Source organism: Maribacter sp. MJ134 (assembly GCF_003970695.1).
In the GTDB taxonomy this organism is placed as follows: Bacteria; Bacteroidota; Bacteroidia; order Flavobacteriales; family Flavobacteriaceae; genus Maribacter.
Window position 1 is genome coordinate 1,516,442 of record NZ_CP034570.1, and the last position, 20,113, is coordinate 1,536,554.

Consider the following 20,113-nt stretch of genomic DNA (forward strand, 5'->3'; position numbering starts at 1 on the left):
AGCATAGGACAACTTATATTTGCTTTATTTAATTTATTCTGGGCTATTAACAATGTGACCAAATTTATAAAGTAGTACTCATGATTCCATTCTCCCCCCATATATTAACGACGATGTTATAAAAGAAGTTGTAGACTCCTTAAAATCAGGATGGATAACAACTGGCCCAAAAGTTAAGGAGCTAGAAAATGAAATCGGTCAGTTATTGCATCTAGAGAATATTCTTTGTGTAAATTCCTGGACCTCCGGGGCTATAATGATATTACGTTGGTTAGGTCTGGAAAAAGGTGATGAGGTAATTATACCCTCTTACACTTATAGTGCCACCGCTCTTGCAGTTATTCATGCAGGAGGAACCCCAATTATGGTCGATGTTTGTGATAATTTCAATATAGATGTTAAAGCAATAGAAAAAGCTATTAGTCCGAGAACTAAAGCAATAATGTCCGTAGATTTTTCTGGCTATCCCTGTGACTATTCGGAAATACAGAAATTAGTAGTTGACGCTAAAATTCAAAAATTATTTAAACCCAATTCCAAAGTTCAAAAAAAACTAGGTAGAATTCTATTTATATCAGATGCAGCGCATTCATTAGGTGCTAGCTATAAAAACAAAGGAATCGGTCATTTTTGCGATATATCTATTTTCTCGTTACACGCCGTAAAAAATATAACTACAGCTGAAGGTGGTGCCATAGTAATTAATATGCCAGAACCTTTCAACAATACCAAATTATATAGTGAGTTGAGGTCAATGACCTTAAACTGCCAAACAAAAGATGCATTTTCCAAATCACAGGGTGGTAATTGGAAATATGACATTACAGGTTTGGGAATGAAAATTAATATGGCAGATGTAAACGCTGCAATCGGATTGGCGCAAATAAGGGAGTATCCAACATTGTTAAAAAGACGAAAATCAATTTTTAAAGCTTACAATAATATATTTAAACAAACTGACTGGGCTATTTTACCCCCAATGTCCGCAGAAGATAGAGAATCATCATTTCATCTTTATCCACTGCGTTTTAAAAATATTACAGAGGAACAAAGAGATCAAATTATTAAATGTATCAGTGAGCGTAAAATTGCAGTTAACGTACACTTTATTCCATTGCCATTATTAACATATTTCAAAGAACTTGGTTACGATATGAATGAGCAACCAAAAGCTTATTCAAATTACAAAGCAGAGATTAGTTTACCTATATATCCTCAACTATCCGATATAGATGTTGAACTTATAATTAGAACTGTAATTGAGTGTTACGAGCAAGTAATGGGTATTACTTCTAAAATAAATTGATAAATGTTGAAACGTATTTTCGATATTTCATCGTCTATAATTGGGATTATCTTACTTATTCCTTTTTTCATTATCATTTCAATCTTAATTAAATTAGATTCAAAAGAGCCCATATTTTATAGGCAAGTAAGAGTAGGGAAAAACAATAAAGATTTCAAACTTTTCAAATTTAGAACCATGTCCTTGGGATCTGATAAAAAAAGTTTAATAACCATTGGCAATAATGACCCTAGGATTACAAAACCTGGTGTTTTTTTAAGAAAATACAAATTGGATGAACTGCCTCAAATTTTTAATGTTTTTATTGGAGATATGAGTTTTGTTGGGCCAAGACCTGAGGTTAGAAAATATGTTAAACTGTACACTACGAATCAACTGAGAGTCCTTTCTGTAAAACCAGGTATTACAGATTTAGCGTCGATTAAATATAGTAATGAAAATGAGCTATTAAAAAATCAAAAGAATCCTGAAAAGTATTATGTTGAGATTCTAATGCCAAAAAAATTAAAGCTTAATATTGATTATATAGAAAAGCGCAATCTATTTTTTGACATAAAGTTGATTGTGCTGACTTTTAAAAAAATTTTATCTTAAAAATAAATAAAACCATTAACTATACCTTATCCTCTGTAGAAGCTATTAACAGAATTACTCAATATATCAGCTAAACTAAAAATCAATGCCGCTTTCAAATATCATCTAATAATTTTTTAATTTCATTATAGTCAATTCAAAAGTCTCGCATAGAAAATAAAATGAATCATCCTTTTTAACATTGATTAACAAGATTCTTATCCATGAAATACCATGTTAATTAGATTCAAAAAATTCAAAATTTTTACCATAAATTAAGTTATATTCCTTGTACATTTGTTTTTCCATTACCCCCATAATGAAGAACATCCGTAGCTGGCATAAGCATTCTATTTTTATTGCTTTCTTTTTGATAATAAACTTAGTGCTAGCTCAAACTGACGTAGCTTACCAAGAAGCTTTTCCTAATATCTCATTTAATTTTCCCGTAGAAATGCAGGGTTCTGTAGATGGGTCCAACAGAATTTTTGTTGTTGAACAACCCGGAATAATAAAGGTTTTTCCTAATGACAGGAATGTATCTTCAGGCCAAGTAGACACATATCTAGATATTTCTTCAACGGTATCCTATAGCTCCGGACAGGAAATAGGACTTTTGGGGTTGGCGTTTCATCCAAATTACGCCTCTAACGGATTTGTCTTTGTTTATTATATAGATCGGCCAAGTAACTACAGAATTAATATTGCCCGCTATACAGTAAGCCAAACTAACCCAAATGTTTTAGATACCGCTACGGGAACAATTATAGCTCAATTCACAAAAAACCAAGGAGATTCTAACCATAATGGTGGTAAAATTGCCTTTGGACCAGATGGATATCTCTATATATCAATTGGTGATGGTGGCGGTGGCGGTGACCCCCAAGGCAACGGTCAAAATCTAAATACTGTTTTTGGTAGCTTATTGCGTATAGATATTGATTTGGACGGAAATAATCCCACAGAAACAAATCCAGAATCGCCAAGCGGTAATTATGAAATTCCGAGTGATAATCCCAGAGTAGGACTCTCCGGACTGGACGAATTGTATGCATGGGGAATTAGGAATACGTGGAAATTCTCATTTGATTCCAGTGGTAATTTATGGGGTGCGGATGTGGGTCAAAACACTTACGAAGAAATTAATTTAATTACCAGAGGTGGCAACTATGGTTGGAATCGTTTTGAAGCAAACGCCCAACCCAGTTATGGGTCTGGCACTACCTTAGCAAGTTCACCAGACGTTAAACCCATTTTATTCTACGATCACAGTGCAGGTGATGTTTCTATAACCGGGGGGTACAAATACCGGGGTAGCCTAAGCAATTCCTCTCTACAGGATAGATATATCTATGGTGACTATGTATCAGGCAGAGTATGGGGTCTTTCTTATAACAGCTCCGCGGGAGCTACAAGTAATGATTTACTTTTTAAAACAAACGGCCAGTTTATTTCTTCCTTTGGAGAGGATGAAAATGGTGAACTATATTTTTTAGACTACGGAAGCAGTGTAAAAGTTTATAGAATTACGGGTGATAACTCCGACCCAGAACCTACAACCGTAGCAGTAAATGGTATCGGCTCCTGGTTAAATGCAGGAACAAATTCAGTAAACGGTGTTGTAGAAACCATAGCGAACGATGGTGCCGACACATTTTATGTCGGAGGACTATTCTCGCAAGCATCTGGACTCACCGTTTCCAACTTAGCAACATATAATAAAGCAACCGGATGGTCTACCTTCGGTTCTGGAACAAATGGCAAGGTTTCTTCGATTGCCATTGCGGATAATGGTACAGTCTATGTTGGGGGAGAGTTTTCAATCATTGATGGTGTTTCAGTTTCAAATATAGCATTTTGGGATGGTAGCAATTGGAATTCCATGAACGGAGGCACGAACGGTCCGGTTTCTAAGATTAAAATAGACTCTAATAATACGGTTTATGTTGGTGGTGCTTTTGAAACGGCTGGCGGAATTAACGTTAACAATATTGCCCGTTGGTCCAGTGGCAATTGGTCTGCCTTAAACGATGCTACGAATGGCGTAGCCGGTACCAATAACGAAATTAGATCTATAGCCTTTGATGAGAGCGATAACCTTTATATAGGTGGAAATTTTGATACTGCTGGTGGTAATAGTGCGCCCAGGTTGGCGATATGGAACGGAAGTAATTGGTCTACGCTTGGTAATGGCACTAGTGGTTTTGTGCAAGGAATTCTAATTAGACCGGAATATATTTATGTCGGTGGCAATTTTAGTCTGGCAGGTTCGGAAACCGTTAATAGAATTGCACGTTGGAATAGAAACACAGCTGCTTGGGAATCCCTGAACAATGGACTAAGTGGAAGTGCAAACTCTCTAGCACATGACGGCACCTATCTTTATGTGGGAGGAACCTTCGAAACCGCATCAGATATCACTAATGTAAACGAGATAATGAACAACATAGCCCGTTATAGCGATACAAATGGATGGGAAGCTCTTGGAAAAAACACAACCGTCGGTGTAGGAACCGCTATCAATGCACTCTGCTTTAGTACTGATGATTTATCCCTGTATGCAGGGGGTAACTTTACTTCGACAGGAGAAATTTCTGCCAAAAATGTAGGAATTTGGAATATTGACAAAGAATGCATCACTTCAAGTATAACTCCAGAATATGAAATAAATGGAAATCTTGCAAATGGTGAAAACCAAATAAATATTGCCGAAAACAGTTCTTTTTCCCTAGGCATAGTTCAGGATTTATACTTTCAGATAACACTACCTGATAATTCTACGGTTAATGGAACTTATAGCATCTCTTCCACCAGTTCTAACAACAGTGGCACATATACGATTACCTCAACAGAAGGATGCATAGAAACTTTTATTCTGAATGTGAAATTAAACCCAAATGTAGACGAAGACAATGATGGGATTATTAACTCAAATGACATATGCAGTAACACTCCCTCTGGCGAAGCTGTTGATGCCGATGGTTGTTCAGAGTCTCAACTTGATACAGATGGTGACGGAGTAAATAACAGTAATGACAATTGTCCTAATACGCCTGTTGGAGCAATTGTGAGTTCTGATGGATGTGAAATAACCTCATTACCAGTAAATCAATTTTCAATAACGTCTAATGGAAATTCTTGTGTGACTACCACTAATGGAAGAATTAATGTGGTTTCCAAAAGCACTGGGCTTTATACGGCTCATTTAATAACAATAGATGAAAGTGATAGCTTCCAATTCACTGATTCCTTAGAAATTGAAGGATTAGTTGCAGGCGAATATACCCTTTGTATTACCGCCCAAGATTATTCGGATTACGAAAATTGTTCTAAGATTGTTATTACGGCACCACAGGCATTAGAAGTAGATTCCGTATTGGATAACGAACTTGAACTGAACAGCGTAACACTTAAAATGTCAGGTGGTTCTAAATATTCCATTTCCCTTAACGGTCGCATGACTGAAACCGAAGCGGATGAGATCACCCTAATTTTGGATGAAGACGTGAACACAATTAAAGTAAGTACTGGATTAACCTGCCAAGGGATTTATGAAGAGACTATAGTTCTGAAAAATACCGTAATACTGTATCCAAATCCAGCTACGGACTTTGTAGCTATAGACCTCAGTCATATTAACTTGGAGACCGTGCGCATTAGCCTCTATTCCGAATCTGGCGTACAATTGTCATCCGATCAGTTCGTTACCACGGAAGGTACGGCAACTTTGAACACGTCTAGCCTAGCCAAGGGAATCTATTTTATCAGGGTAAAAAATGAGGAAATGGATAAAGCACTTAAACTTATTAAATTATGAGAAGAGTTTGGGTTTTAGTGATACTGGTTTTAACTGCTGCCTGCGGTGTTGATCAAGATTTAGTTGATGCACTTATAGGAATTGAAGACGTGGAATTAATATTTCCCGAAAATGTTTCCGAATGCACGGAAGGTACCATAATCTCAGAAAGCCTAAGTGAAGTTGTCTTCCGATGGTTAGCTAATGAGGAGGATGTTACCTATCAAGTAAATCTCACCAATCTAATTTCAAATTCAACGGAGCTATATCATAGTAACAATACCGAACTACCCATTATTTTAGAGCGAGGTATCCCCTACTCTTGGTTCGTTGCTGATTCGTTATCGGGTAATCCAAGAAGTGAGGTCTGGACCTTTTACAATGCAGGTCCCGGAGTGGAATCCTTTATTCCTTTCCCCGCTGAGGCCATCGCACCGGCACAAGAAGCTATTATAGAAACAGTATCTTCAGTAAACTTAATTTGGCTTGCTAATGATTTAGATGATGATATCGCCGAATATGATGTTTACTTTGGTCAAAATGAAAATCCTAGTTTACTACAACAATCCGTAACCACAAGTTTTTTTAATGATATCCCCGTTATATCAGGTAACACCTACTATTGGAAAGTTATTACAAGGGATTTTATAGGTAATGAATCAAATTCTGAGATATTCCGTTTTCAGGTCGAATAAGCTTCTAGTAGTTCAAAATTATAAATTCTGACCTTCTATTGATGCGGTGTTTTTCTTCGGGACAATACGTATCATCATCGCATTCGTTTAACAGTTTACGCTCCCCGTAAGCTTCGGCAACCAATCTTTCAGGGGTAATTCCAGAAGCAATTAGGTATTCCTTGGTTTTATCTACACGCCTTTGTGACAACCAATCGTTGTAATTTGAGCTTCCTCGGGAATCCGTATGTGATGTGATTTTTAATTTTAAAGTTGGGATTTCGTCAAAAATTTTGACGAGAGAATCAAGTACATTTTTCGACGTTTTATTTAAGAACGAGGAGTTCAGGTCAAAATACACATATCCTAGATCATTAATGCGATCTGTAAGGCCTTGTCGTCTCTTATTCTCCGCATCCTGTTTCGCTTTTTCTGCTGCTGCCAGTGCTGCACGTTCTTTTTCTTTTTGTAATCTTTCTGCCAATAACAACTCTTCTTTTATGCGATTAACTTCGTTAATAGAGTCTTGTTGTCGTTGTTTTTCTTTTTCGATAGCAGCGAGTAATTCTAACTTCTCCTCCCCTCTTTTTGATAATCCTTTCTCTATACCAAACTGATAAACAACTCCAGCAGCATGCTGAAGGTGGTTGGTAACGTTAGCCTCGTTACCCATAGACCATTTACCTGTTGAATTAAAATCTAGACCCCATTTATCAGAAAACCATGTCCTAAAACCAACAACGGCATTATATGTGCCTCTAGACTGGTCATTTGCATCAGTATATCCCAATCCTATGCCAACATAAGGGTCAAACCAACCCGTTTGACCAATAATCTTGTTTAAATCGTAAGTCAACCTAGCATCTAAACCTAAATAGACCCTGTCCTCGGTATTAACCAAACCATCTATTATTTTTCCTTCCTTATACTTGTTATAAGATCCAATAGCTTCTATCCCTAAGCCATTTTTAAAGTATCGTCCAATACTTATCCGAGAAGGATAAGGCAAAAGGTTCCATTCATCGGAAACATTGAATAGACCGTCAAAAACGTTTCCAGAATCATCAACTGCATTATATCCAAGACCAATAATCCAAGAGCTTTGAACAATGCTGTCTTTAGGAGTTATTTGCAGGTTTTCTTGACTTGTGGCAAAGTTTATGACACCAACAGTCAGTATTAGTAGGAGAAGTGAGGAAGTCTTCATATTCTAAATTTGGGTTTAAAATGTAAAATTACTTCTATCAAATGAATGTGGCAAAATAATAACTGTGTAACGTAAGAATATTCGTTAGATAGATAAAGACAGCTAATTCATCGTTGTCCTACCTATTCTAAAACTATTTTTTTGTTTCTAATTGGAAGTTTATAGATACTGAAGGGACTAACCACAGCTTTGCTTGCAGTCTTTTTTCTAGTTCGTTTCTTTTCAAATATGAGCTCTTTATCTGTTTCTTTCTTCAAAGCCAATGTTGGAGTCTGGGAATAAGCTTCACCTGCACACCAAACAATGAGGAAGTCCTTCGTAAAATCTACAACCGGAACCGGAAGTCCAGGTTTTCGTGTTCTATTGATTTTGGCAAAAAAAGAGCTCAATTCTTTTTGATTTTTTACGGTCAACAATTCCTCAGCTTCTGCTCCGCTATAGTTGTCCTGAACAATTAGTTCCATCTCTAACGGGTTTGAAATAGTTTGTGACTTACAGGAAAATAGCATTATAGAGGTCAATAACAAGAGAAGTATAGGCCTAGACATTTTTCAATCGTGCTTTGTAAGCCCTTTCATATACCTCTTCATAACGTGGGAGCACTTTAAGGATGTCAAATTTTTGGGCTTCATTGACAGCATTCTGCTTAAAATTCTTTAAGGTTTCATCTTTTCCTAGAATTACCAATGCGTTTTCAGCCATATCCTCAATATCTCCGACATCACTTAAAAAACCTGTAACACCGTCTGTGTTCACCTCTGGGATTCCACCTGCGTTACTTGAAATTACAGGGGTCTTATTTATCATAGCCTCCAGTGCTGCTAGTCCAAAACTCTCTGATTCGGAAGGTAAAAGGAATAAGTCGGAAAAGCATAGGATTTTATCGATTTCATTACTGTTCCCTAAGAATATGACACTGTCCGAAATACCCAATTTTTCGCATAAGATTTCGGCGCCGGCCTTCTCTGGACCGTCGCCGACCATTATTAGTTTAGACGGAATGGTCTTCTGTATATTATGAAAGACCTTTATAACATCCGGAATACGCTTAACCTTTCTAAAATTACTTATGTGCGTTACTATACGTTCGTCATCTCTGGCCATATTGGTTCGCTGGCAATCAGTAAAAGAAGTGCTGTACTTCTTGGCATCTATAAAATTTGGTATCACTTCAATCTCGCCCTTGATGTCAAAAATTTCTAACGTACGTTCTTTGAGGTTTTGTGATACAGAAGTTACAATGTCAGATTCATTGATGCTAAAGGTAACCGCGGGTTTATAAAAAGGGTGTTTTCCTACTAAGGTTATATCGGTTCCGTGCAGTGTGGTGACCATTGGCACGTGTATACCTTCTTCTTCCAACATTTTTTTTGCCATGTAACCTGCATAGGCGTGCGGAATTGCGTAATGCACGTGCAACAAATCTATATGATGCAATTTAATGGTATCTACAAGCTTACTGGAAAGTGCCAACTCATAAGGTTGGTACTGAAAAAGAGGATATTCAGGAACGTGTACCTCGTGAAAAAAGATATTATTATTCAATAATTCTAAACGAACAGGTTGTTTGTACGTTACAAAATGAACCTCATGCCCCCTATTGGCTAGAGCTATACCAAGCTCTGTGGCAACAACACCACTACCTCCAAAAGTAGGGTAACAAACAATAGCTATTTTCATAGATACAAAACTATGATTTAATTTAATATTGAATCATAAATAGCTTGTTGAATTCTAGTTCTTAAGCCAGATTTAACTAACAGTGTATTAGAAGCCGTTGGGTAAGTTCTATTTGAAAGGAAAACGTAAATAATTTCCTCCTCAGGGTCTGCCCAAGTATACGTACCCGTAAATCCGCTATGTCCAAAACTCTTTCTTGAAACACAACCGCAAGTAGGGCCGCTATTCTCTAGTTGTGGTTTATCAAAACCTACGCCACGTCTCACATTTTTATCGCAAAAGTAACAGGTGTTGAACTTTTTGACGGTTCTAGAAGTAAAGAATCTAGATCCCCCGTAATAACCTTCCTGAAGGTACATCTGCATAATTTTCGCTACGTCATTTGCATTACTGAATAACCCTGCATGACCCCCTACACCTCCCTGCATTGCCGCTCCCATATCATGAACGTATCCATGAACAGTTTGGTAGCGATAGTATTTATCCTCCTCAGAAGGAATGATTTTGTTTTTAGGAAACTTCTCTAAGGGATTATAACTCGTATGTTGCGCACCTAGTTTATCGTATAGAAAGTCTGACGTGAGTTTGTCCAAACGTTGACCATACGTATCTTCTATATATTTTTTCATTACATAGTAAGGTACGTCGCTATATCTATAACGATTGGATTTTAAGTCTTGACGTCCTATTCGGTTATAGATAGAATCCTTATATGCGTCCGTTAAATACAAATTTTCTGCCACCTTATAAGAAAAGCCAGGTGTAGGAACTTTTCTGTAAAATTCCTCTGAGGGCTGTCTCTTTTTATCCAACGTTCGTACGTAAAAAGGAATCCATGCCGGTAATCTTCCATAATGCGATAAGGCCTTTAACACGGTAACATTTTTAATTTCCGTATCCGAATAATCCGGAACAAGTTCTTCAAAAGTATCGTTTAACCTAATTTTGTTTTCTTCGTCCATCTTCATGACCATGGGCAATGTGGCCAGGATTTTGGTAAGAGATGCCAAATCATAAACATCGTCCTCCTTAACCTCTCGATTGGATTTGTAGGTAGGTTTTCCAAAACTTTTATTATATACAATTTTGCCTTTTCTTGCTACCACTACTTGAGCTCCAGGGTACATTAAACTATCTAGACCATTTTGCACTAACTGGTCTATTTTAGACAGCTTTAAAGAACTGAAACCAACTCTTTCCGGTATGCTATAACCCAAACGTTTTAAGGATTTTAATAGGACACCCGTTCCTGCCGGAAACTCCATATTTGTTGATACTGGCAATTTACCGGATGCCGGTATAGCCCCAAATAGCAGCTCGGCGGTTTTCTTTTGTGACAAACCACTATTTTGATACGACATCACCACCGCATCTATATTCTGAAAGGTAGCCACTTCTTTCAGTGCATAGGGTTTTGCAAAAACACAAAGGATTAAATTAGAAGACCTAAGATTAGAAATTTCCTGTAGCCAAGCCAACTCTTTTTTGGAAAATTTGTATCCTTTCCAAGGGCTCTCATTACTCTTATGGTGTCCTATAATCACCAAATTATAGTCCGCCAATTTAGTCTTTAAGGTCGTTATATTCTCCCCGTTTACTTCCGTTACCTTCGCGTATCTTTTTAAGCTCTTTAAAAATTCATCGTTGGGAGCATCACCAAATTTTACGTAGGCTATCTTTTTATTTTGTAAATTTCGTATTCCTAATAAGTTAAATTTATTTTTTACTACAGTAATCGCATTTTCTATTGCCTCTTCGTATATCAAATCATCTTCCAAAGAATTTAAGTCTTGATATAGACTCGCTGTTTGAATAGGTCTATAATTGTTAAGCCCAACCTTATATTTGGCCATCAATATCTTTTTAACGGATAGCGCTAGGCGTTGTTCGCTTATTTTCCCCTTATTATAAGCCTGTACAATTTTTTCTTTGGCGTCCGCTACGCTCTCTGGCATTAAGAGCATATCGTTACCCGCTATAAACGCTGCGAGCTCTACCTCGCCGTCCACTCCGTATTTGGTGGCTCCTTTCATATTAAGTGCATCGGTAAAGACAAGCCCTTGAAAACCCATTTCTTCCTTTAATATTCCAGAAATTATCTGTTCTGACAAGGACGATGGCAAGCCTTCTTTTAGTTCCATCGACGGCACCTCCAAATGGGCCACCATGATACTACTAAGACCTTCCTTGATTAATTTTTTATAGGGATATAGTTCCACACTATCCAAGCGTTCCCTTGAAAAGGGAATTACCGGCAATGCATGATGGGAATCTACGGCGGTATCTCCGTGTCCTGGAAAGTGTTTTCCACTGGACAGTACTCCAACGCTTTCCATTCCTTTCATAAAAGCAATTCCTTTTGCAGTAACCGCCTCTCTGTCTTCACCAAAAGAACGATTGCCAATAATTGGATTCTCCGCATTGGTATTGATATCAATATCAGGAGCAAAATTAATATGTACCCCTAAACGTTTGGCATGCTTCCCAACTTGACGTCCTACTTTTTCTACTATTCCGTCATTTTGAATAGCTCCCAATGTCATATTCCAAGGAAACGCATAAGTGGAATCTAAACGCATTGCTAATCCCCATTCCGCATCCATACCAATAAGAAGTGGTGTTTTTGAAAGCGATTGGTATTCATTACAGAGTTTAGCCTGTCTATTTGGTCCTCCTTTAGAAAATATGACACCTCCTATATGATGGTTCTTAATCAACTCTTTAATACGGTCCGTACGCTGGCCACTTTCATTCGAAGCTACACTTACCATGAACAATTGACCTATTTTCTCATCTAGGCTCATGGCATCGTACTTATTATTTACCCAAGTAGCCTGTAAAAGACTGTCAGTAGTAACCAAGGGGTTCTGGGCAAAAAGCCCTTGTAATCCTAAAAAGAAAAATAAATAGTAAAGATTGGGGCGCATAGGTTTTACGTGTATGGAGATAACTAAAAACCATGAAAAATATTGCATTTCATCGATATAACCTAATAAATACAGCCATTAACCGCTTTTAAAGTTTAAACAAAACGGGCGTGCCAACTTTCTGAAGCAGGCACCTCCCAATGCTCTTTGTATTCACCCTTGGTAGCTACCAAATTATTGAAGACTATAGTATTTTTAGAAATGGCCTTCTGTTTGGCCATGGTCTTGAAATCCGATAATTTTTTATAGGCCACAAACTCCCCTTGTTTATAGGATACGTTCATTTTGTCCAATAACTCCACGCCATACTTCTTTTCCAATTGCTGGATAAAATGCACAGAGGCATCTATAGAACAACCTGTAGCCGATTGGGAACTCTGGTCAAGGGCAATTACGATAAACCTATTGTACCGTATTTCATAACCTGCATTCAAATCGTTACCGTGTGCTGTCCAATTTTGGATAAAAGCATCTAGCGCCCCTGTTATTTCGAGTAATTCGTTTTCTTTAAACGTTCTACTGGCCTGATATATCCATATTCTTGAAGAGTCGGGTAACATATTAAAATCTACTAGCATTGATGATGTCTATTAACGAGTGGTTATAAATCTTGTGCAGTGGCAATAAGTTCAGCAATATCCATCACCGCAATCTCACCTTCCTTTTCTTTATTCTTAACGCCGTCCGTCATCATCGTATTACAGAAAGGACATCCAGCCGCTATAATTTCAGGTTTTGTTTCTAAAGCTTGTTCCGTTCTTTCGATATTAACATCTTTATCACCCTTTTCGGGTTCCTTGAACATCTGAGCCCCTCCGGCACCACAACAAAGACCTCGTTTTTTACAGTTCTTCATTTCCACGAGTTCTGCATCCAACTTACGTATTAAATCCCTTGGAGCTTCGTAAACATCATTTGCCCTACCCAAATAACATGGGTCATGAAAAGTGATTCTTTTTCCTTTGAAGGTACCACCCTCCAATACCATACGACCGTCGTTTAAAAGGGATTTTAAAAACTGGGTATGATGCACTACTTCATAAGATCCTCCAAGCCCGGGATATTCATTCTTGATCGTATTAAAGCAATGAGGACAAGCAGTGACCACTTTCTTTATGCCATAGGCATTCATTACTTCTATGTTAGTTACAGCCTGCATCTGAAACAAAAACTCGTTTCCTGCTCGTTTGGCCGGGTCTCCGGTACAACTTTCCTCAGTTCCCAATACCGCAAACGAAATACCTGCATTATTCAATATCTTCACAAAGGCTTTGGTAATCTTCTTTGCTCTGTCATCAAAACTTCCTGCGCATCCAACCCAAAACAACACTTCTGGCTGTTTACCAGCAGCGAATAGCTCCGCCATTGTGGGTACTTTTAGTTCGCTCGACATATTATAATTTTTTAAGATTCCTGACTCCAGTTGAGTCTATCCATCTGATTAAAAGGCCATGGGGCGCCATTATTTTCAATATTCCCCATCATGTTGTTCAAATCGGAAGGCGCTGCTGACTGCTCCATGACTAAATACTGTCGCATATCCATAATAATTGAAAGTGGGTCTATACTCACAGGACAAGCTTCAACACAAGCATTACATGAGGTACAAGCCCAAAGTTCTTCCCTTGTAATATAATCATCCAAAAGTTGCTTTCCGTCATCCTTGAACGTTCCTTTGTTCAAATCTATATTCTTCCCAACCTCTTCCAGACGGTCCCTAGTATCCATCATTATCTTCCTAGGCGATAATTTTTTCCCTGTTTGGTTTGCCGGACACTCACTTGTACAACGACCACACTCGGTACAGGTATACGCATTCAACAATTGAACCCAATCCAAATCCTTTACATCCGAAGCTCCAAATTTCTCAGGAACGGGAGCATCTTCTGCAGGAGTTGCAAAAGGATCCGCAGAGGGATCCATCATTAGTTTTACCTCGTTCGTAACAGCTTCTAAATTCTTAAATTGTCCCTTAGGCCTTAGTTTGCCATAATACGTATTAGGAAATGCCAATAGAATATGTAGATGCTTTGAATAGTACAAATAATTAAGAAAGAAAAGAATTCCGGATATATGTAACCACCAAGCAATTCTTTCGACCATAATAAGGTTTGCCTCCGACATTCCCTGAAATAATGGAGCTATAAAAGCACTTACTGGAAAAGCCCCAGCCTGGACATAATGTGCTGAACCAAGTTGCTGTAATTGAAAATCGGCCGCGTTCATAGTCAAAAAAAGCAGCATCAGTACCACTTCTATGTACAGAATAAGATTACCATCTTTTTTTGGCCATCCCTCCATTTCTGGCTTTAAAAAACGTTGTAACCTTATTACATTTCGTCGTATCCAGAAAACTACTACGGCAATAATTACCAGTAAGGCCAAAATTTCAAAAGACGCGATTAGAAAATCATAGACTTTACCCAAACCGGCAAATATTCTGTGTGTTCCAAAAAGCCCATCAATGATGATTTCCAGTACTTCAATATTTATAATTACGAATCCTACGTAAACAATAATATGCAGAATACCGGGTATTGGACGGACAACCATTTTTGTTTGACCTAATGCAATTTTTGCCATATTTTTCCAGCGTAGCGGTTTGTTATCACTAACATCTACGTCCTTTCCAAGAAAAATATTGCGTTTTAACCGTCCGACATTCCTTGCAAAATAGCCTATCCCGAATACCAGAAGAATCGCGAATATCACATTTGGTAAATACTCCATAAATTAGTTTTCTATTTTTTGAGCTGGATCGTCCTCAGGAACTTCGTATTCTTTCTGTTTCTTGCCGAATACCGATACGTTCACATAGCGCTTGGGATTTAGCCTAAAATCTTGCAGTAGCAAATCTAGTTCTCGTGAGGCACTATTTAGGTTTGAGTATAATTCCTTATCGTTCATTAATTTGCCCAAAGTACCATCTCCCTTTTCTATTTTAGCCATCACTTTATCCAAATTGGCTACCGTTGATTCTAGACTCGATAGTGTCCTTGCTAAACCGGCATTATTTAGGGAATCGGATAGTTTGGCAAAATTAGCGGTAAGGGCCTCAAAATTTGTTAGCGAGGCATCTAGTTTACCTTCGTTGTTTTTTAAGATGGAATTCAAGGTCTGTGCACTACCATTTAGGCTGGCCATAAGGTCACTTAATCCGCTTATTGCTTTCTGAAGGTCTTTCTTCGTTTTGGTGTCCAAGACATTGTTCACGTTCATCAATACCGAATCAGCATCAGTGACCGCAGATTCGAATTTTCTAAACAAGGGGGTTAATTTTTGCTGAGCAAGCTCCGTAAGTCCTGGACGTGTATCCGTTTGCAGGGTATCTCCTGATGTAGCGTTTGGAGAACTATCGAAAATAGGTGTTATCTGTAGCCCCTTGCCACCAATGATTCCCGTATCATAAAGCTCTACCCTACTATTCTTTGAAAATTCGAATTCACTACTCACTGTAAACGTCACCAATAAATTGCCTTGAGTATCTATGAACTTGATGTCATTGACCTTACCAACGCCAAAACCGTTAATGGATACCACCGTACCTGCCTGTAAACCACCTACATTGGGATAAACAGCGTAAAGCGTTCTACTATTGTCAAAAAGAGGTGTTGATTTCAAATAACTGAATCCTAAAATAAATAGAAGAATGCCTCCTACTACGATAACACCAGTTTTAAGTTCCCTAGATAATTTCAAGCAAATAGATTTATGGTTACAAACAAAATTAGGAATAATTATTACACCAAAGTGGGTTTATTGTGCAACCTGTTTCAACGCCTCTTGAACTGAAATTCGCTCGCCGTCCTTATAAGCAACTATGTAAGCACTTGGATACCCTTTAATTGCAGCATTAGACTTCAGCATTTCTGCTTCTCTATGAGAAGCGGTCTCACCATATAGATACCTGTATAAATTCTTATATGGCTCTTTAGAAAGCCTACCGAGTCCATTAAAATTAGCCGGGATTAGGTCAAGGTTCTTTCCACTCGCCATTAACTGAACTTTAAAAACTACAGTTGTGCCCCGCTTTTCAGAAACTACTTCTTTTGGGTCTTTTGACGTCTCTTTATTAGCAATGACGGGAGTAGGCATTTCTGGTTTTACCTCTTTGACTTCGCCGACTACCTCGGTTACTTCGTTCGCTTGTGATGGCGCAGGCTCTTCTGCTTTTTTAATTTGGGTCTCCTCTTTTACCTGGGCAGCTATTTCTTCTTGCTTGACAGCTACTTCGGTAGCAGGTTTATCCTCTGCAATAGTCGTTTGTTTCGCAATAATGCTAGGTGCCACATTGTTTTGCGTTTGCTCTTTATAATTTAATATAGCATTGGCAATTGCCGTTCCCATTTCTTCTTGCCCTTTTTTAGAGTTCAGATAAGCACCCTCATCCTTATTGGTCAGAAAGCCTGTTTCTACTAGTACACTTGGCATAAAAGTCTGGTGCAGAACTATAAAACCAGCTTGCTTTACTTTCCTATCGGTCCTTTTCAATTTTTTTGAGAAGTTGTCTTGGATAATTTTAGCCAACGCTATACTCTGGTCCAAGAACTCTTCTTGCATTATGGTTAGACCAATGACCGACTCTGGTGAGTTAATATCATAATCCGCGTATCTAGTTTCGTAATTGTCCTCTAAATAGATTACCGAATTTTCCTTTTTGGCAATCTCAAAATTCTGTTTGTTGGCATGTAATCCCAGCACAAATGTTCCCGCTCCATGAGCATCGGACGAATGCGAATCACAATGCACGGATACAAAAAGGTCTGCATTGGCCTTATTGGCAACCTCACCTCTAACAAATAAGTCAATAAAGGTATCGTCCTTTCTGGTATAAATTACTTTTATGTCCTTATTGGTACTCAAAATTTCACCGACTTTCAGGACTATGTTGAGCGCAATATCCTTTTCTAAGTATCCATTACCCAGATTACCTGGATCATGACCTCCGTGTCCCGCATCTAAAACGACCACAAAAGGATCATCAGTTCTGGTGGCGTGCCCTGGGTTATGAAATGAAGATACAAGTAAGAAAACTACGATAAGAAATAAGGTAGATAGCTGTTTAATTTTCATATTCCTGTGGGTTTCGAACGCCCTTGTCATGGTTAAAATTATGGTAATACCCTGCGAAGGGAATAAAAAATATATGTAAGTTTGACATCTGAAACCAATGGCTCATTGGACCACCAAACCTTTACAAAAATAGGATATATAGCCTTGCAATCAAATAAACAGTACTTACTTTTCCTGTTATTCCTTTTTGTTGGTGTAATATCATTGCAGGCTCAAGAGGATAAAATTGTACCGCTCCCTATAAAAGCACAAAAGGATACGATTATAGCGCCACTATTCCCCGTACCTGTAATGAGAGACAGTGTAGCTGCCGATTCACTGGCCATTGACTCCCTCAATAATAAGCCGCCACTACTTCTTGATAAGATTACTTATAAAGCAAAAGACTACGTAAAACTCAGTCAAAAAGAGAACAAGATATACCTGTACAACGAAGCGGAAATCTATTATCAGGATACCGAATTAAAGGCAGGTATTATCATAATGGACTATGTTAAAAATGAGGTTTATGCCGGCCGTATGGTTGATTCTTTGGGGAATTACACCCAACTCCCCTATTTCAAACAAGGCTCAAATGTTGTTATTCCAGATTCCATTCGCTTCAATTTCGACACTCAGAAAGCTTTAATATGGAACTCGCGCACAGAGCAACAAGCAGATGCCGGAGCCTTAGGTGGCGATGCCATGAAAGTTTATGCGGAAATCACGAAAAAGGAGAACGATTCCGTCTATTTTTTAAGTGAAGGAAAATTAACGACCGCATCCGATACCATAAATCCTGACTATTATATTAGGGTTCGTAAAGCTAAATTTGTACCCAAGAAGAAAGTAATTGCAGGCTTTAGTAATCTATACATATCGGATGTTCCCACCCCGATTGCAATGCCATTTGCATATTTCCCGTTGTCCGTCGGGAGATCGGCCGGTATATTGATGCCTAACTTCGGTAACGACCCTAATACAGGCTATTTTTTACAGGACATGGGTTACTATGTTCCTTTGGGAGATTATGCGGACGTTACCTTTACCGGGGATTTCTATACTAACGGAAGCTGGGGTGTCAGGGCTACCTCCATTTACACGAAGAGATATAAATATCGAGGAAACATTAATTTTAGATACGAAAACCAAGTTAGAAGTCAAAAAGGCTTCAGTGATTATAGCTTAACGCGGAACTACAACATTCAATTCTCGCATTCCCAAGACACAAAAGCTAGTCCAAATTCTAGATTCTCTGCATCTGTGAACCTAGGAAGTAGCGAGTTCTTTAGAAATTCATTGCAACAACGAAATTTACCGAACACCCAAAACAATACGTTGTCCTCATCCATATCGTATTCTAAGACCTTTCCGGCGTATCCTTCCGTGAATATGAGTTTAACAGCTACGCATTCGCAACTTACGTCTCCCACGTCCACGGCTACTAATACGGATAATATCACCATGACATTACCCACATTGCAAGCTAGTATGGAGCGGATTTTTCCTTTCGCAAAGCGGGATGGGATAAAAAAAGGGCTTATCCAGAACATAAACTTTCAATATGATCTAAACGCCCAAAACCGTCTTACGACCAACGATGAGGACTTCTTAACAGGGCGTATGTTCGATAATGCACGTGTGGGAGCAAGACACCGTATACCGATTAGCACCAATTTTAAGGTGGCAAAATTTTTTAGTGTGAGTATGGGTGCAAGTTATGAGGATGTATGGACCTTAGAAACGTTTGACAGAAGTTTTGATGCGGAAACAAACTCGGTTGCCATAGACACTGTCAGCGGCTTTGACCGCTACAACCAATATAATTTCAGTGCCAGTATAGGTACAACGGTTTACGGTACCTTTAATTTTGGGGAAGATAAAAAGATACAAGCTATAAGGCATGTGATGCGCCCCTCCCTAAGTTATGGCTATGCTCCGTCTTTTGAGCAGTTTTATGACGAATACATTGATGGAAACGGAGAGGTTGTTGAATTCAGCAGATTCCAAGGAACATTGAACGGAGCGCCGAGATTGGGTAAATCTAACAGCTTTAATTTTTCACTGGCCAACACGCTTGAAGCAAAAGTAAGAGACAAGGACTCCACCAAATTAGAAGCGAAAAAGGTCCCGATATTAAGTAATTTTAATATCACCACAGGTTATAATCTAGAATCGGATTCCTTACGACTCAGCCCGTTAAATATTAATGGAGGTACCAATATTCTTGATAATAAAATGTCCATCAACTTTGCGGCTAGTCTTGACCCTTATGCCATAGACAATAATGGAAGGCGAATTAACACCTTTAATGTGGATAATGGTGGAAGTCTTTTAAGACTAACTAGGGCCAATGCAAACATCACCTACTCCATTAGTAGTGAAATGTTCGGTAAAAAAGATAAAGATAAGGAGGAGGAAGAAGAGGAAACGGATCCTTTTGATTATGTAGCACAAAGTGGTGGACGAACCGATGACCTATTTGGACGCGCAGATAGTTTCTCCGATAATCCCGTTAGGAGGTCTAAAAAGGATGATGATATCGAAAATCCTATTTTCGGGACCAAGATACCCTGGAATTTTAGACTTGCATATTCTGCGAACTTTACCAACTCTGCCAGACAGAACGAATTTAGTAGTCACTCGCTGATGTTCTCTGGGGACATAGAGCTTTCCCCCCGTTGGAAAGTTGGTGGCTCTTCGGGTTACGACTTTAAAAATCAAGGATTTACGTTGACCCAATTACGGTTTGAGCGAAACTTAGGTAGTTTTAATATGCGTTTTAATTGGACACCCTTTGGGCAGTTCAAAAGATGGTACTTTTTTATAGGAATCGACGCTTCCATATTAAGCGACTTAAAGTGGGAAAACAGAAGTCAACCCATTAGAAATTAACAA

14 protein-coding genes are annotated in these 20,113 nt (G+C 38.4%); 5 read left to right on the top strand and 9 right to left on the bottom strand.

Annotated features, from left to right (window positions below):
• Positions 1 to 118: 118 nt before the first annotated feature.
• From EJ994_RS06620 to EJ994_RS06635, 4 genes are all read left to right on the top strand, one after another.
• Entirely contained in the window at positions 119 to 1,306 is a 1,188-nt protein-coding gene (locus EJ994_RS06620; protein ID WP_241240890.1) for a DegT/DnrJ/EryC1/StrS family aminotransferase, read from the top strand.
• A gap of 3 nt (positions 1,307 to 1,309) precedes the next feature.
• Positions 1,310 to 1,900: a sugar transferase gene (locus tag EJ994_RS06625; RefSeq protein ID WP_126591750.1), complete on the top strand. Its 591-nt coding sequence runs from the start codon at positions 1,310 to 1,312 to the stop codon at positions 1,898 to 1,900.
• A 298-nt stretch (positions 1,901 to 2,198) separates the two neighbouring features.
• On the top strand, positions 2,199 to 5,696 hold the full coding sequence (locus EJ994_RS06630) for a PQQ-dependent sugar dehydrogenase (protein WP_126591751.1): 3,498 nt from the start codon (positions 2,199 to 2,201) through the stop codon (positions 5,694 to 5,696).
• A complete protein-coding gene (locus EJ994_RS06635) occupies positions 5,693 to 6,370 on the top strand; it encodes a hypothetical protein (protein ID WP_126591752.1) in 678 nt (225 codons plus the stop codon). The genes EJ994_RS06630 and EJ994_RS06635 overlap by 4 nt, the downstream gene beginning before the upstream one ends.
• A 4-nt stretch (positions 6,371 to 6,374) precedes the next feature.
• On the opposite strand, the gene EJ994_RS06640 is transcribed toward EJ994_RS06635, so the two are convergent.
• The 9 genes from EJ994_RS06640 to EJ994_RS06680 form a co-directional block, all read right to left on the bottom strand.
• Positions 6,375 to 7,556 carry an OmpA family protein gene (locus tag EJ994_RS06640; protein ID WP_126591753.1) on the bottom strand — a complete coding sequence of 394 codons (1,182 nt, stop codon included), beginning with the start codon at positions 7,554 to 7,556 and terminating at the stop codon, positions 6,375 to 6,377.
• 122 nt (positions 7,557 to 7,678) lie between these two features.
• On the bottom strand, positions 7,679 to 8,020 hold the full coding sequence (locus EJ994_RS06645) for a hypothetical protein (RefSeq protein WP_126591754.1): 342 nt from the start codon (positions 8,018 to 8,020) through the stop codon (positions 7,679 to 7,681).
• A gap of 76 nt (positions 8,021 to 8,096) precedes the next feature.
• A complete protein-coding gene (gene bshA / locus EJ994_RS06650) occupies positions 8,097 to 9,236 on the bottom strand; it encodes an N-acetyl-alpha-D-glucosaminyl L-malate synthase BshA (protein ID WP_126591755.1) in 1,140 nt (379 codons plus the stop codon).
• Between the two features lie 17 nt (positions 9,237 to 9,253).
• Positions 9,254 to 12,163, bottom strand: coding sequence for a glycoside hydrolase family 3 N-terminal domain-containing protein (locus tag EJ994_RS06655; RefSeq protein WP_126593665.1), 2,910 nt, complete (start codon positions 12,161 to 12,163; stop codon positions 9,254 to 9,256).
• Positions 12,164 to 12,258: 95 nt separating this feature from the next.
• Positions 12,259 to 12,741, bottom strand: coding sequence for an ABC transporter ATPase (locus EJ994_RS06660; protein WP_126591756.1), 483 nt, complete (start codon positions 12,739 to 12,741; stop codon positions 12,259 to 12,261).
• A 23-nt stretch (positions 12,742 to 12,764) separates the two neighbouring features.
• Entirely contained in the window at positions 12,765 to 13,556 is a 792-nt protein-coding gene (locus tag EJ994_RS06665) for a (Fe-S)-binding protein (protein ID WP_126591757.1), read from the bottom strand.
• Positions 13,557 to 13,567: 11 nt separating this feature from the next.
• On the bottom strand, positions 13,568 to 14,893 hold the full coding sequence (locus EJ994_RS06670) for a (Fe-S)-binding protein (protein WP_126591758.1): 1,326 nt from the start codon (positions 14,891 to 14,893) through the stop codon (positions 13,568 to 13,570).
• A 3-nt stretch (positions 14,894 to 14,896) separates the two neighbouring features.
• Positions 14,897 to 15,862: an MlaD family protein gene (locus EJ994_RS06675; RefSeq protein ID WP_126591759.1), complete on the bottom strand. Its 966-nt coding sequence runs from the start codon at positions 15,860 to 15,862 to the stop codon at positions 14,897 to 14,899.
• 57 nt (positions 15,863 to 15,919) lie between these two features.
• Positions 15,920 to 17,236, bottom strand: a complete 1,317-nt coding sequence (locus tag EJ994_RS06680) for an N-acetylmuramoyl-L-alanine amidase (protein WP_126591760.1) — start codon at positions 17,234 to 17,236, stop codon at positions 15,920 to 15,922.
• Between the two features lie 81 nt (positions 17,237 to 17,317).
• On the opposite strand from EJ994_RS06680, the gene EJ994_RS06685 reads away from it, so the two are divergent.
• On the top strand, positions 17,318 to 20,110 hold the full coding sequence (locus tag EJ994_RS06685) for a putative LPS assembly protein LptD (protein WP_410504169.1): 2,793 nt from the start codon (positions 17,318 to 17,320) through the stop codon (positions 20,108 to 20,110).
• Positions 20,111 to 20,113 lie beyond the last annotated feature (3 nt).